Consider the following 16,371-nt stretch of genomic DNA (forward strand, 5'->3'; position numbering starts at 1 on the left):
TATAAGTGAATTACCATCCCGGGTTTTGAACGAGGGCGCGGTTCAGCGACATCTCGTTGGTTGGGATGGGAAATAAATAGTTTTTTTCTGCAACATTAAGTCCGGCCCTCGATTCAAATTTATAGGCCGAAGCGGCAATCTGATTGATTTCTGTTCCTGCTGCGCGCATCTCTTCGATAAATTCCTGCCAGCGGATCAGATCGCCCTTGCGCAGGTTTTCAAAGCAGAGCTCCCGGCTGCGTTCATCATGCAAAAAGGCACGAAAGTTTTCTTTGGTGCTATAGTCGCCGGCGGGTACATCTGCAGAGCCGGGAGTAGTAATTGCGGCTGTTGCAATGGCACCGCTTCCGGGCCCGCTGATGCTGATCGTTGGCGCCGATGTATAAAAGGCACCCCGGTTTGTTATGGTAATTGCGGTGATCCTACCACTGGTTACCGTAGCGCGTGCAGTTGCGCCACTACCGCCCCCACCGGTAATGGTGATGGTTGGCAGGTTGGTTGCAGAATAGCCGCTTCCGCCATTGGTAATGGTTACAGTACCCAAATTTTCACCATGCACCGTTTTACCAAAGCCTCTCCTTCTTACCAGGTTCACTGCGTTTACTGCTTCAACAGAAGGGCTTCCTGTAAGTTCATTATCGGCTTCCGCAAACATCAGCAGAATATCGGCATAACGCAGAATCGGATAATTGATTGGGCTAAAGCTGGTGCTTTTCGGTAAAACCACCTCATACATTCTGCGGTACTTGCCACAGCTGCGCTGCCAGGTGTTGCTTTCCGCCCAGTACTGTCTTTCGGCATTGTTGGTTCCACCGTAAATATAGGGTGCAATATTCCAGTCCCGACGGTCGTCAAGCGCCTGGTACCTGTTGTAAAATCTTGGCGTGGCATTGATACGGCCCAGGCTGTAGCCAGTATCTACATTCAGGCAACGGATCCCGTTCCTGGTGCCAAGGCGGCCACTCTCGGTGTAAGCATCTGAACGGTTTCCCCAAAATTCCACTTCGAAGATGCTTTCCTTAATCTCATATTTATCGGCCGCAAGGTTGATGAACACCTGGTTATAGGAATTGTTAAGGGCATGCCCTGCCTCCGTATCATCCATCACCTTTTTTGCCCATTCCCTGGCATCCGTATATTTAGATTTGTCGTTTAAAGGATAACCAGCCATATAAAGGTAAACCCTGGCCAGAATTCCGCGAACGGCTGATTTGTTTACCCTACCGCCAAAACCTACCGTTTTGATGGGCAACACCAATGTTTCTGCTTCTTTAAGATCTGTCACGATCTGGTTGTAAACTTCTCTTAATGGTGTGCGTGCGCGCTGCGTATCCTCTGGCGATTTGGTGGTTTCCAGAATCAAGGGTACATCGCCCCACATCTGTGCAAGCAGAAAGTAATAATAGGCACGAAGAAAAAGTGCTTCTCCTTTTATTGCAGACCGTTTTGTTTCATCCATCGTTGGCCGGTTAATGTTCTCGAGCAGCAGGTTGGCCCGTCCAATGCCGCTGTACAATGTTTTCCAGGTAGCCGCTACCGTGGCGTTGGAACTGGAAAAGTTGTATACCTGCACCCCATTTGTAACCCCTGCATGGCCATACACCCCCTCATCGGTAATGTCAAACTGGTAAAAGATATTGTCTCCGTAAAGATCAGAATTGCCCAATATATCGTATACACCTGTAAGTGCATAGTTGAGTTCCTTTTCAGTATTATAATAGGTTTCCGGAGCCAGAAAATCACTGGGTTCCGTATCCAGAAACTTTTTGCAGGAACCCAGTGTGAGCAGCGCAGATGCCAGAAGAACTATATATAAAGATTTCATATTTTTATTTTTTTGAGGTTAAAAAACTGCCTTAATACCGAAAACCAATGTGCGTGCCCTGGGGTAAGCAGAATAATCGAATCCTGGTGTGAGTGCAGAGTTCCGCACCGAAACCTCAGGGTCCATCCCCGAATAGTTGGTCCAGGTATAGATATTCTGAGCTGAAACAGAGATTGTTAAACTTTTTAAGAAAGTAGGTTTCAGAATTTTGGCCGGAAGTGAGTAGCTCAAAGCAACCGTTTTGAGACGAAGGAAGGAGCCATCCTCCAGATAGTAATCGGAATAATAACCTTGCTGGCCAAAGCCCCCCACACGAAACATTTTGCTGTCCTGGTTGTCTATCGTCCAGCGGTCATTGTAGGAAGCAAACTGGTTCAGGTTGGCCTTGTTACTGGCATTGCCTTCAAACATCATCCGGTTGGCGTTATAGATCTGGTTGCCATAAGACCATTGAAAAAATACGTTCAAATCAAAGCGTTTGTAACTGAAATTGTTGTTAAAACCGCCCGAATGTTTAGGCAGCACCCGCCCGATAACAACACGGTCACTTTCATCCACAACACCGTCCAGATTGATGTCTTTATACCGGATATCACCGGGCTGAACGCGATATCTGGCCATTCCGTTTGTAGGTTCAGATAGTTTTAGAGTATATACACCGCTTGCAGACTTGTCAAAATCATCTACCTGGTACAGGCCATCGTTCAGGTAACCAAAATACATGGCTGCCGGCCCATTTAGCGCAGCTATATATAGCGGTACGGTATTAAAGCTGCTTTCCCATCCTACTATACTCAGCAAGTTATCCTGGTTTTCAGATAGTCCCAATACCTTGTTTCTGTTAAAGCTGATGTTGAAATCGCTGCTCCAGGAAAACGCTCTGGTTTTCACATTTACCGTGCTCAGCGTAAATTCCAGCCCATCGTTCCGCACTTCCCCTATGTTTTTGAATACACTGGTAAAGCCGGTTGTGGTTGGCAAACTGGCATTGAGCAGCAGGTCGGAAGTGGTTTTACGGTAAATGTCGGCATTGAACTGGATTCTGTTGTCCAAAAAGCCAAGGTCCAGACCTATATCTACCTGGGCTGTACTTTCCCATTTTAGTTTCGGATTACCTAATGACGACTGGATAACGCCGGTTGAAGGGCTTCCGTTATTAAATGAATAAGAGGCTCCAAGCGGACTGGTTAATGCCGGCAAGGTAGCAAAATCGCCTACCCGGTTGTTTCCGGTAACACCGTAACTTGTGCGCAGCTTCGCTTCAGAAATAAATTTTAACGACTTCATAAAACTTTCTTCCTTTATACGCCATGCAAAAGCGGCTGATGGGAAATAAGCCCATCGGTTCTCAGGAGAAAATTTTGAAGAACCATCGGCACGAAAGCTGGCTGTAAAAAGATATTTGGAACGGTAGCTGTAGTTAACCCGGCCCAAAAACGAACTGAGTTTATTTGCTGATGCCGACGAGGAAGTAGAGCCCGGAATACCTTGTTCCAGACCAGGAATGCCAAGCGACTCGTTAGGCACATTTTGCGATAAAAAACCATAACCGGAGGTATTTCTTCCCTGCAGGGTAAAACCTCCCAAAACCTCAATGCGGTTGTCGCGATTAATCTTTTTTACCCAGGTCAGTGTATTCTCGTTCAGCCAGTTGTTCCGTTCGCTATAATTTACACTGCCAAACTGGCCCCGGGTGTTATTCGGAAACAAGGGCGTTCCGCGCGATGTATTCGAATTGTAAAAACTGGTGCTTTTGCGGATAAAACTTTCAATTCCCCCGCTAATCCGGAGCTTTAAACCCGGGATAATGTCATAAGTAATAAAAGCATTGGCAACCAGGTTATTTGATACAGAATTTCTGACTTCGTTTTTAGTAGATATAATGGGGTTAACCCTGTAATCCATGGTCTGGTCAATATCCTCGTCAATCAGTTCGTCATCAAGGTCTTCTGTGGCTGCATTTAAACTTCTTACAGATACCGGACGCGAACCCCAAACCGAATACAGCAAGTAACTGCTTGCTCCTGTTCCTGCGTTTGCATCCGAGGCAATCTGGCCGTTGTTGCCAAAGCGGCTGTAGTTTACGTTAAGCCCCGCCTTAATTTTTTTACTAACGGTCTGGTCTAGTACAAAACGCCCCTGATACCGGTTCTGACCGGAATTGATCAATACGCCCCCCTGGTCAGAAATGGAACCCGAAACGGCATATTTCGTTTTGTCGCTGCCGCCACGAATAGCCAGATTATAGATCTGTGTGGTAGCCTGCCTTAGCAACTGGTCCTGCCAGTTTATACCAGAAGTGCGCTTGTAGTCTTCCAGTGTAAGCCCATCTGCCAGGTAAGTATCTGTTGCGGTTTGAGCATCCCTTTCCAGTTGATAACGCACAAAATCGTACGGGTTCATCATTTCCATACGTTTGGTTACATGCTGAAAGCCAATAGAAGTACTGGCTGTAATGTTTGGCGCACCTACCTGCCCGCGTTTGGTTTCAATAACTACGACCCCGTTTGCCCCTCTTGCTCCATAAATTGCGGTGGCCGATGCATCTTTCAAAATGTTGATGGTTTGTATATCCTCAGGGTTTATAGCCATGTTTTCCGGGTCTTCCATAGGAAAACCATCAACTACATAAAGCGGGGAATTGCTTTGCGACAATGAGTTTGCACCCCTGATAACGATATTGATCCCTTCGGCCCCAGGCTGTCCGTCATTAGACGATACCCGAACACCTGCAACCCTTCCGGCAAGTGCCTGATCGAAAGACAGCACTGGAGCTTTTTGCAGGTCTCCCACGTTTACCTGTGATACCGAACCTGTAAGGTCTTTTTTTGTAGTGCTTCCATAGCCTACAATCACCAGCTCGTCCAGGCTGGTTACGTCTGGAACAAGTGAAACAGAAATTGATGTCCGTTCCCTGATCGGCTCTTCAACGGTTTTAAAACCCACATAAGCAAAAACCAGCGTGCCTTTGGCATCTGGTACACTGATCCTGAAATTGCCGTTTGCATCAGTGCTGGCAGCCGAAGTGCCATTTTTAAGTTTAATGCTTACCCCTACCAGTACCTGACCTTTGTTGTCTGTTACACGTCCGGTAACAACAACAGGAGGAAGTAATGTTGCTGCGCTTGCGGGCAACGATAATGCCATAAGCATTGCGATTGTTATTGATCGCAAACAGCTCCACATAGTTGTTCTTATGCGAACGATAATCGGAACTGTAAAATAAGTAATTGATCCCTCGTACATACGCTAGTAATTTAATTTGGTTAGTTTTTGTTGTTCAGGATCAACCTGCTCCCCTTTTATGGTTGAAAAATCACTGGAACAACTGGTAATAGTAATGCAATATTAGTAGTTATGTACTACATAACAAAATATTTTTTGTTTTTATTTAGCAAGGCATTTCGATGGCGAAAATTCAAATAACCACTTTTTGAAATAGCAAAAGGCCTGCAGGAATCAGCTGCAGGCCTTTTTTAAAAATAAAATAATAGATAATTATTTCAACCGGTCAAAGTGGGGCTTTAAATGTGCCTCCATTCCTTTTTTAAAATCTTCTTTGGTTCCGGTCTTTAAGATCTGTACCAGGTCCATATGGTTAACCTTGCCTTTGGTAGGTTTTTTCTCCAGTGTAACCACATAATCGAAGATCGGCAGCAGCATGATCTGGAACCTTTTTAAAGTGTCGTTGCCCGACATTTCATAAAGTTTACCATGAAATGCAATCTCATTTTTAATCCTGAAGGAATTGTCGTGGTTTACTTCTTTTTTTGCAATGTTTTCCAGTTCAGCAATATCCTTGTCCGTCTTTCTGATATAGATGAGGTCTGCGAGTCCTGTTTCCAACACCAGGCGCAATTCAAAAATATCCTGCAGGGTTTCTGTGTCTATGATCAGGGGATCCAATACGCGTTCAAAGGTGCCCAGTATATCTGGCCTGGCCAGTACCATACCCCTCTTTTTCTTGGTCTCTATCATGCCCAGCATGCGCAACCTGCTCAGCGCTTCACGCAAAACGTTTCTGCTTACCCCAAGTGCTTCAGCAAGTTCCAGTTCTTTAGGGAGGGCGTCGCCCGGACGGAATGATTTCTTTTTAAGGTATTCCCTTAACCTGACCTCTACAATATCTGCCATCGTATTCGAAGCGATTGGCAGCAGGTCTTTACTTAAATCGTTTATTGCCATAATTTAATAATCCTTCAAAAATGAGATATTTTTTGTTAATATGTACTACAATATAAAAATATTTTACTTAGAAATCCAGACATATTTAGCGGGCTTATCCTCAGTAATTTATTGATAAAAGGCAATAAATTCAAACAAAAAACGCAAGTAACGGTTGTTTTAAGTAATAATGATAACAGACAGTAAAACCATCATCGTTTCCAACCGGCTACCCGTAAAAATTACAGAAGAAAATGGCGCATATGTCCTTAGTCCGAGTGAGGGTGGCCTTGCAACCGGATTAGGCTCTATATATAAAAATGGCAATAACATCTGGATCGGCTGGCCCGGACTGGAAGTCCCCCCGGAAAGGCAGGATGAGGTAAGGGAAAAACTGGCCGGACTTAACCTGGTACCTGTTTTCCTGAGCAATGAAGAAATCAGCTTGTATTATGAAGGTTTTTCTAACGAAGTATTATGGCCTGTGTTCCATTACCTGGTTACTTATGCCAATTTTGAACAGGCGGCATGGGACTATTATAAAGTGGTAAATGATAAGTTTAAAGCAGAAGTATTGAAACAGCTGTCGGCCGACGATGTGGTCTGGATACACGATTACCAGCTGCTGCTATTGCCTTGTCTGATCAGGACGGTACAACCGGAAATTACCATTGGCTTTTTCCAGCACATCCCCTTCCCTTCGTTTGAAATTTTCAGGCTCATTCCCTGGAGGGAAGAACTGATTGCCGGAATGCTGGGGGCCGATCTGCTCGGTTTTCATACCTTTGATGATGCCCGTCATTTTTTAAGTGCCGCTTCCCGGCTTTCCTCCAGCAATCTGCTGGATAATGTATTGATCTATAAAAACAGGCAGGTGGTTGTTGAGGCCTTTCCTATGGGAATTGACGCAGATAAATTTGACAGCTTAACCCGCCATGAAAAAGTAGCCAAATACACCAGCTCATTTAAAGCAAGTTTAAAAAATGTAAAAACCATACTGACTATAGACCGGCTGGATTACAGCAAAGGAATATTGCAGCGGCTGCAGGCGTTTGAGTTGCTGCTGGAACAACATCCTGAATACACAGGCAAACTGGCCTTATATATGGTTGTGGTGCCATCAAGGGATACCGTTCCTAAATATAAAGAGCTGAAAGATCAGATAGATCAGCTTGTGGGCAACATCAACGCACGTTTCCGGACCATAAACTGGGTGCCCATACATTATTTCTACAGGTCATTTTCCATAGAATTTCTTTCGGCCATCTACAGCACTGCAGACATCTGTCTGGTTACCCCCATGCGTGACGGTATGAACCTGGTCAGCAAAGAATATGTTGCATCACGCACAGCGGATGACGGGGTGTTGATACTGAGTGAGATGGCAGGTGCATCCAAAGAGTTAAATGATGCCCTGATCGTAAACCCCAATAACATTGGTGATATTAAAGAAGCCATTGTAAAGGCGATAAATATGCCCCTGGAGGAACAAAACAGGAGAATGCGCAGCATGCGTGCAATAGTCAGCAAGTTTAACATTCACCTCTGGGTAAAGAACTTTATGGACAAGCTAAACGAAGTAAAAACCATGCAGAAATCTTTACATACCAAACATGCTGTTGCGGCAGTTCGGGCGCAGATAGCGGCTGATTATGACCGGGCCAAAGACCGGTACATTTTTCTGGATTACGATGGAACCCTGGTTGGGTTTAAAGGCGATATTGACGATGCGGCACCTGATGAAGAATTGTACTCGATTTTAAAGGGGCTTAGCCTGGATCCTGCCAACAAGGTCATACTCATTAGCGGAAGGCGGTACCAGACCCTGGAAAAATGGTTCGGACACCTTGACCTGGACATGATTGCCGAGCATGGGGCCTGGCAAAAGAAGAGAAAGGCAGAGTGGAAAGCCCTGCCCCTGCTTACCGATAAATGGAAGCAGGAGATCAGGACCGTACTGGATACCTATACAGACCGTACGCCGGGTTCCTTTATTGAGGAAAAAAGTTATTCGCTCGTATGGCATTACCGCAAAGCTGAAGAAGGTTTGGGGGAACTGCGTGCCAACGAGATCATTAACCATCTGCGGATGATCATTGCCGACAAAGGCCTGCAGATGATGCCTGGAAATAAGGTTATAGAGTTTAAAAATATAGAAGTAAACAAGGGTAAAGCTGCACAGAACTGGCTGTATGATAACCATCCTGATTTTATACTCGCCCTTGGGGATGATCATACGGATGAAGATATCTTTAAGGCTTTATCACCCGAAGCTTATACCATTAAAGTGGGCAGCAACATTTCAGCCGCCCGGTACTATCTTAAAGATTATCACGAAGTGCGGGAATTGCTGAAAGAACTGATTAAATAAGCCCTAAAGGAAGACTGGCCTGTCCAGTTTTATCGCAATGCGGTGTGCAGCATTCATTAAGCCAACATGACTGTAGGCCTGGGGAAAGTTGCCCCACTGACTGCCATTTGTCTCATCAACATCTTCACTAAAAAGCATCAGGTGGTTTGCATATTTAATGATAGACTCGAATTCCTTTATCGCATCATCTATTCTTCCAACACAAGCCAATGCCTCCACATACCAGAAGGCACAGATCAGAAAAGTGGTTTTCGGCTTGCCAAAATCATCTTTATGCAGGTACCTGTAAAATAAGCCGTTTTCTGCTTTTAACTCCTGCTCTAATGCCATTAAGTGGTCTTTTGCCCTTTGCGAGGCCGGGTCCAGATAATTCATTAAGATCAACTGCAGGGTACTTGCATCCAGATGTTTACTGCCCACGGCATGATTATAAACCTTTCTTTCCGGATCATAGCAGTTCTCTATGTGCTTTGCAGCTTTGTCGATTAAGATCTGTGCGCGTTCCTGGTAAGACTGGTTACCTATGGTTTTAGCCATCTTCAAAGCCGCATTAGCACCGGCCCATTGAAAAAGGTTAGTGTAGCAATGGGTGTTTGCGATATTCCGGAATTCCCATATCCCCGCATCCTTTTCATCAATGGTACGTTCGATCTTTTTGAGCAAATAATCCAGCCATTGCTCCGAATCCTTCCTTTCTGAGTAAATAAAGCGGTGATCGGTATACAAAGGCAACATCGAGACCAGTACCTGTCCGTAAATATCATTTTGAATGTGCTCAAAAGCCTGGTTTCCTATGCGTATGGGTTTGTTTCCCAGGTACCCCTTCAGATGCCTGAGCTTACGTTCGGTAAGTACCCTTTCTCCGGCTATGCCGAACAAAGGCTGGTAGCGTTCGTCATCCCTGAAAGAAATATCGGTGATATAGTTAAAATAGCGCTCCATTTCTTCAAAATGCCCGATATGGTTCAAAGAAGTGATGACGTAATAGGTGTCCCGCATCCAGCAATACCGGTAGTCCCAGTTCCTGCCAGAACCATCAGATTCCGGTAAACTGGTGGTGCTTGCCGCAATAATGGCCCCGGTATCTTCGTACTGATGTATTTTTAAAGTGAGTGCCGAGCGGATGACATACGATTGGTAAAAACCAGCTATAGTCGAATGTTTGATCCACAAACGCCAGTATTTAATGGTTTCCCTTAAAAAGCGCTCGGCAGTACTGATGATTGGGGCGTCGAGGTCGTGGCCATAGGTCAGGATCAGGTATTTGGATTCATTCAATGCAAAGTATTTACCATCTTCAATATAGCTCAATGAGATATTGGTGCTCAGCTGCATGTCTTCATCATCACCGGTAAAGCTGATGTGGTTACTGCCCCTGCTGCTTTTTTGTTTGGCTTTGCCGTATTCAAATACGGGTTTGCAGCTTACTTTGATCCTGGGATTACCTTCTAAAGGTTCAATTTTCCGGATCAGCATTAAAGGCTTATAATAACGTTCGTACTGATAAAAACGAGGTGCAAAATCAAAAACCCGGTATTTCCCTTCCGGATTGCTGATTTCGGTGCAAAGTACATTGGTATTGTCGAGGTAATATTGTCTGGATAGGTATTCACCTGCAGGTAAGATGGAAAACTCCCCTCCTTTTTCTTTATCCAGCAAACCGCCAAACACAAAACTGCTGTCAAATCTTGGCCAGCAGAGCCAGTCTATATTTGTATTCTTGTTTACATGGGCCAGATAAGCGCAATTGCCGATAATTCCTGTTTGATAAGTGTGTCTTTCCGTCATACGATTCCTTCCGTTGTTTTATATTAACAACAGGATTGGTAAGGAATTGTTGGCGATTAATGGAATTTTCGGCTTAAAACAGGGATTTTAAAGCGGTTTTATTTGATGAAATCCTGGTACAACTGGTTAATGCCTGCTTTCAAAAGGCCATTAAAAGCAGCGGTGTATTCCGGCCTGCAGCCATTGGTGATCAGTACAATCCCAAACTTCTCCTTGGGCTGGAAGAACATGGCGCTGTATAGCCCATACGCTGAACCGGTATGTCCGGTCATAATTTTTCCAGGGATCAGTTTATTTGTTTGCAGCAAGGCGAGGCCATAATTTTCAGGATCGGATACTTTGGTCTGCATCAGCCTGGCGCTTTTTTTAGAGATGATCCTTCCCCCACTGTATTTCCCGTAATTCATGTGCATGGTCATGTAACGGGCCAGATCTGCTGCCGAGATCTTCATTCCGCCGGTTGGTGAAAACAGAGGGGTACTGTAGCCCTGTACATAAACCTTGATTTCCTCACTGCGCGGGTTATAGGCCGAAGCTGCGGGACTGAATGTTCTGGAAACAGAATCGTATTCATATAAAGTTACAAAGCGGTTCTTGTCCAAAGAGTCTACACAATAACCGCCATACAGCCCAAGCTGGTCCAGAATATGGTGTTTGATGTACTGGTCAAAACGTTCTCCCGACAGCTTTTCTATAACAGCCCCCACCATGTTAAAGTTGAGGTTGCAGTACCTGTACCCTTTTCCGGGCTCATAATTGTTGTAACATTTTTCCCAGTTTTTATTCCTGTCCGGATTGATGACATCGAGATTGAAATAGCCCTCACTGTCGTTAATGCTGGAGGTATGCGACAACACCATTTTTAAGGTGATTACGGTTTCAGGGAATTTTGGGTTTCTTACCTTAAAACCAACCAGGTTACTGAAATCATCATTCAGGGATGCTTTACCGGCTTCCACCAGCTGCATCATGGCTGTTGCAGAAAAGGATTTCGAAATAGAGGCGATCCTGAAGATATCCTGATCTTTAAGCTCAGTATTGTTTTCTATATTTTTGAAACCAAAGGACTGGGTATATACCATTTTGTTCCCCTTTACTACGGCTACCGAAAGCCCCACCGCATCGAATTTTTTCATGATGCGCTGCAAGTTGACAGCAACACTGTCCGGATTGGGCTGACTAAAACCTTGTAATGAAATAAAGAGAAAGCATACTAAAGTACCGAAGTAAAATTTTAAAGCGTTTGGTCTGGTCATCTTATTTAAAAAGAAATCAATGGGTTACGAACTAAAAAGCCCCTTGTTTTACAAGCGGCTTTTACCTGTTTTTATGCTGTGCCTGCCCTACGCGGATCACCCACTCACAGGACTTTTTTGTCGGTATATTTGCTCAATTATTACTTATAACAAGTTAAGAAATTACCGGTTTGCATTTTTATAAATTTTATTAACAAATTCACAATTCCTGACATTTGACAAGGCTTTATCAAATTCTAAAGTTATATTTGCTGCATTAATTATCTTAAAAACCAGGCATATGTCAGCATTAATCAGCTTAGTTACCTTATCAGTGATCATTATCATTTCTGCACTTTATTTAACATTTGGAAAAAAGAGAGATACAGCTGATAAAAGCCATTAATCCCTGATCAGCTGCTTCTCTTGCCCTTGATCAGCATGTTCATGGCATGATCCATTGTACCTGCTTTAATTACTTCACCTGAGTTCACAAAGTAGATCTCATCTGCATTCTCTATAGTGTTTAAGCGGTGTGCAATAATGACCAATGTGGTTTCCTGAGGTAATTTATTCAGGATGTCACTGAGCAGCTGTTCTGTAACTGTATCAATGTTTGCGGTGGCCTCATCAAGGATAAGCAGTTTAGGATTGCGCAGCACTGCCCTCATAAAGGCGATGAGCTGTTTTTGGCCCAGACTAATGTTGTCGGCACCCGACGAAACTTCAGTTTCCAGGCCCTTGTCGAACAATACCAGTAAATCCTCAAGATGGGCAGCTTTAATTACGGCCTCCAGTTGCGCGTTCGTATAGTCCTTATAAGCCGAATTGCTGTATAAAATATTGTCTTTTACCGTGCCGCTAAACAAAAACGGTTCCTGCAGTATAAACCCGATCCTGCTGCTCCGCTCCTCGGCAGTAAAAGAACGGATATCTTTACCGTCCAATAAAACTGTCCCGCTCGTCGTATCATGTAAGCGGGCCATCAGCGATGCAGTAGTAGTTTTACCGCCCCCGGTTGGCCCAATCAGCGCATAGGTTTTACCCTTCTGCAGGTCAAAGCTGATGTTGTGCAGGATTTCCTGTCCGCCAGCATAAGCAAAATGTACATTTCTAAAACTAAGCAGTGCATCAGAATGAGGACTGTTATCATCCTTCACTATAACAAGATCATTTTCGAGTGACAGGATCTGCGAAATCCTGTCCCATGCAGCCAAGGCTACCTGGAGGCTGCTCCATAGTGCAGCGAGTTGTCTTAAGGGGTTGTAGAAAGTTACCGCATACGACAGGTAGCTGATCAGCAATCCCATGGTGAATTCTCCGGCAGCAATCAGCTGAATACCGTATAACAATACCACCAGCTGTGCGGCGCTAGAAAATAAACCAAAAACAGGAACAAAGATGTTATTGGCTATCCCTGCAGCAATGGCGGTATTGTAATTTTGCCGATTGGTTTCCTCGAACCGTTTTCTGAAATAATCACGACGGTTAAAAGCAATGATCACCTTAAAATTGTTCAGGCTTTCCTGGATCCCCGCACTCAGACTGCCCACACTTTTAAGGTTAACTGCATTTTTTCTTTTTACCCATGCAGATGCCAATACCGTAAACAGCAGTATAAGTACGGCCGGGCCCAATGTAGCGGTACCCAGTTTGAAATTGATGAGCAACAGAAATACCCCGGAGCCCAGCATGGTGAACAAACTACTCAGAAACTGCATCAGCGACTGCGAAAAGAACTGGTTTACTTTGTCTGTATCGTTGTTTACCCTCGAGATCAGGTCGCCCGCTTTATTCTGACTGAAAAATGAAACCGGCAGTTCCTGTAGTTTACTGAAAATGGCATTTCTAAGAGTATAGAGCATCCGCTGTCCAACCCCGCCCATAAGTTTGGTTTGCAGGTATCCGGTAAACAGCGTGATCAGGAACATGACCAGTAAAATGCCCGAATACAGCAATACGCCATCAAATTGTTTGGTGGTAATATAGTTATCTATGGTATGACCTATAATTAGGGGCGACACAAGCAGTAAAGCCGAATTGATCAGCATCGCAACAAATGCAAACAGGAGCCTCCGCTGTTCATGGGCAATCAGCTGCAACAATTTTTTAAGTACTGCAAATGTCGACTTCTTTTCGTCCTTACCGCTGATCTGGTTAAGATTGTAGTTCATAATTGCTGGTACTTTGCTGTGAATTATAAATCTGGACATACTCAGGACTGCTTTTCATGAGCTCCTGGTGCCTGCCCTGTGCAATGATTTCGCCCTGCATCAGCAGGACCACCTTGTCGTAATGCTGAACAGCGGCAATTTTTTGTGTGACAGACAACAATGTGAGTCCGGGGTAGTTTTGCTGTACATTGGCCAGTATGCGCTGTTCTGTATTGGTATCCACACGTGCCGTAAAGTCATCCAGCAACAAAACCTTAGGGTTTAAAGCCAGGGCCCTGGCCAGCATGATCCTTTGTTTTTGTCCGCCCGACAAATCAGATCCCCTTTCCGAAACTATGGTATTCAGTTTTTCCGGAAGCCCCTCAATAAAATCCTTTAATTCTGCTGTTTCAATTGCTTTTTCTAATGATTCATCTGTAACCAAATCACTAAACGCAATATTTTCGCGGATGCTCATATTGAACAGGATGCTGTCCTGAAAAACAAAGCCGATCTGGTTGTGAAAGGATTCTGGCTGATAAGCATCAATCGGCTTTCCATCGAAGAGGATCTCCCCCTCATCTGCTTTAATCAAACCCGTAAGCAGGTACAGCAACTGTGTTTTTCCGGCCGCTGTAGGACCAATGATGGCCGTCTTTGAACCAGGTTGTAAATCAAACGAAATGGCTTTCAGCACTGGTTTTTGTCCGTAGAGAACATTTACCCCTTTCATTTCCAAGTGTCCTTTTAAAGCATCGGTAAGGTTGCCGGACGGTGCAGCGTTATCCTGGTTCAGCACCTGGGCAATGCGGCCGTACGATGCTTTGGCCTGCGCAATTACATTGCTCATAAACCCGATTACAATGATTGGAAAAATAAGAATGGCCAGGTAGCTTTTGAAGGCGGCAAAATCGCCTAATGTCATGCTGCCGCTGATCACATAATGTCCGCCCAGCACCAGGATAGTAAGACTGGCCAGGTTGGCTACAAAAGTAATAACCGGGATCAGGCCGGCGAAAAGATTTAAAATGCCGATTCCCAAATCCCTTGCCCTTGTACTGGCCGATAAAAACTTTACATATTCCAATTGCTGTGAGTTGACAACCCTGATCAATGCAGCTCCCAGAATGCTTTCGTTGATCACTTTATTCAGCCAGTCTATCACCTCTCTGGCCTGCCTGAAAAGTACAGTCACTTTTTTGATCACCACGAAAAACGTAATTCCTATAAGCGGAATGATGGCCAGGATGGCCAGTGCGAGTTTCCAGTTTATGGTAAGCAGTAAAATGGTAGCGCCTATGATGATAAAAACAGATGAAGTTATGGATACGATAGCCTGTGCGATGAATGTCTTAATGGAATCTACATCGGCCGTAAGGTTGGTCAGCAGTTTGGATGGATTTGCTTTTTCAATATAAGCATTGCTTTGTCTTGAAATCTTGTCTGCGAGTTTTGTTCTTAAGTCTTTAGCAACCTTTTCTGAAGCATAGGTCTGTACAATGCCCTGCAGAAATGTAAAGAGAAAGACAAACAGGATCGCTATTGAAAAATTAACCAGTATGCCATGCAGATTAAAATTACCGGAGGTATATGCATCTATCCCATTGGCAACAATCTTTGGCAGTAACAGATTGATGCCATTGCCTGCCAATGTAAAAAGCAGCAATACAGCGATCAGACCTTTATAAGGTTTGAGTAAGCTAAACATCCCTGCAGGTAAAACTGTCCATCAGCTGCATACACAGCATGGCGTCCTGTGCCGAACAGGGGTTTTCACCCCTGCCCGAGAAATAGTTCACCACCTGTTCTATCATGGGCTGCTGTACATGCTGTAGCGGGTCAAATATAAAATCCTGATCTACACCATTCTTACGCAAGGTAACTTTATGTCCAAACATCGGAAAGGTTATTTTACCTTCTGTTCCGATAATCTCACAGCTATCCGTTTTTTCCGAGGCATTAAAACACCAGGACCCGTTAAAGAGCACACCATTTTTAAAGAGTACCTGTCCGCTTACGATGTCATCTGCAGGATACAAACCTGACTGGTTTAAGGACAGTCCCATGGATTTCAAAGGGTGGCCAAAAAAATAGATCATCAGATCCAGCTGATGCGGGGAAAGATCGTGAAATAACCCGCCACCCGAAATTGCCGGATCAAGGCGCCAGTTGAGCCCGCGCTCACTCGCGCTCTCCGGATTGGCGATCAGGTCAGAATTGTGCGGCTGGTGCATCTGCAATTGCACCAGACTGATGTCCCCTATCGCTTTCTGATCAATAAGTTCTTTAACTTTCAGGAACATGGGCTGCTGTCTTCTGTAGTGCGCTACCGTTAGTTTCACATTGTATTTTTCTGCAGCTTCTTTCATCCTTAAGGCCGACGCTGCATTCAGCGTCATGGGTTTTTCTACATATACCGGTTTGCCGGCAGCCAAAGCCATCAGGGCATATTCCTCATGTTGTAAGGGCGGTGTGGCGATGTAAATGGCATTTATTTCCGGATCGTTGATCAACCGCACCGCATTGTCGTACCATTTTGGGACATTGTGCCTGTAGGCATAATCCTGCGCCTTGGCTCCGCTCCTGCGCATAACCGCAACCAGGGAGGAACCGGGTATTTTATTAAAGGCCGGACCACTTTTAACTTCAGTAACGTCACCACAACCAATAATTCCCCATTTTAGTTCTGCGGACCTGTCGGTTCCCAACATGTTCCGTACTTTTTCCATGAAGTAGTTAGGTTTTCCATTCATCCTGCCATTTAATGATATTTCCATTCTAGCTATCCGCTTTCAGTTTTAATATTCTAGTGTATCAATTTGATGATATATATCA

Annotated in this window: 9 protein-coding genes; 1 reads left to right on the top strand and 8 read right to left on the bottom strand. The window is 44.6% G+C overall.

The window, feature by feature from the left end:
* Positions 1-10: 10 nt before the first annotated feature.
* The 3 genes from ABIE26_RS06690 to ABIE26_RS06700 form a co-directional block, all read right to left on the bottom strand.
* Complete coding sequence (locus tag ABIE26_RS06690; RefSeq protein WP_310138677.1) at positions 11-1,825, bottom strand: RagB/SusD family nutrient uptake outer membrane protein; 1,815 nt, start codon at positions 1,823-1,825, stop codon at positions 11-13.
* 18 nt (positions 1,826-1,843) lie between these two features.
* Complete coding sequence (locus ABIE26_RS06695; RefSeq protein WP_310138674.1) at positions 1,844-4,972, bottom strand: SusC/RagA family TonB-linked outer membrane protein; 3,129 nt, start codon at positions 4,970-4,972, stop codon at positions 1,844-1,846.
* A gap of 351 nt (positions 4,973-5,323) precedes the next feature.
* Positions 5,324-6,010 (bottom strand): FadR/GntR family transcriptional regulator, encoded by a 687-nt coding sequence (locus ABIE26_RS06700; protein ID WP_310138672.1) that lies wholly within the window; start codon positions 6,008-6,010, stop codon positions 5,324-5,326.
* A 169-nt stretch (positions 6,011-6,179) separates the two neighbouring features.
* Between ABIE26_RS06700 and ABIE26_RS06705 the strand changes: the two genes are divergently transcribed.
* Positions 6,180-8,360 (top strand): bifunctional alpha,alpha-trehalose-phosphate synthase (UDP-forming)/trehalose-phosphatase, encoded by a 2,181-nt coding sequence (locus ABIE26_RS06705; protein WP_310138670.1) that lies wholly within the window; start codon positions 6,180-6,182, stop codon positions 8,358-8,360.
* Positions 8,361-8,363: 3 nt separating this feature from the next.
* On the opposite strand, the gene ABIE26_RS06710 is transcribed toward ABIE26_RS06705, so the two are convergent.
* The 5 genes from ABIE26_RS06710 to ABIE26_RS06730 all read right to left on the bottom strand — a co-directional run bounded on the left by ABIE26_RS06710 (position 8,364) and on the right by ABIE26_RS06730 (position 16,313).
* Positions 8,364-10,148, bottom strand: coding sequence for a glycoside hydrolase family 15 protein (locus ABIE26_RS06710; protein ID WP_310138668.1), 1,785 nt, complete (start codon positions 10,146-10,148; stop codon positions 8,364-8,366).
* Positions 10,149-10,246: 98 nt separating this feature from the next.
* Positions 10,247-11,284: a serine hydrolase domain-containing protein gene (locus ABIE26_RS06715; protein WP_354375259.1), complete on the bottom strand. Its 1,038-nt coding sequence runs from the start codon at positions 11,282-11,284 to the stop codon at positions 10,247-10,249.
* A 512-nt stretch (positions 11,285-11,796) separates the two neighbouring features.
* Positions 11,797-13,557, bottom strand: coding sequence for an ABC transporter ATP-binding protein (locus ABIE26_RS06720; RefSeq protein WP_310138664.1), 1,761 nt, complete (start codon positions 13,555-13,557; stop codon positions 11,797-11,799).
* On the bottom strand, positions 13,541-15,244 hold the full coding sequence (locus tag ABIE26_RS06725; protein ID WP_310138662.1) for an ABC transporter ATP-binding protein: 1,704 nt from the start codon (positions 15,242-15,244) through the stop codon (positions 13,541-13,543). Before ABIE26_RS06725 ends, ABIE26_RS06720 begins: the two co-directional genes overlap by 17 nt.
* Positions 15,237-16,313: a Gfo/Idh/MocA family protein gene (locus ABIE26_RS06730; protein WP_310138660.1), complete on the bottom strand. Its 1,077-nt coding sequence runs from the start codon at positions 16,311-16,313 to the stop codon at positions 15,237-15,239. Before ABIE26_RS06730 ends, ABIE26_RS06725 begins: the two co-directional genes overlap by 8 nt.
* Between the last annotated feature and the right edge of the window lie 58 nt (positions 16,314-16,371).

It is taken from the genome of Pedobacter africanus (assembly GCF_040548825.1).
GTDB classification, from domain to species: domain Bacteria; phylum Bacteroidota; class Bacteroidia; order Sphingobacteriales; family Sphingobacteriaceae; genus Pedobacter; species Pedobacter africanus_A.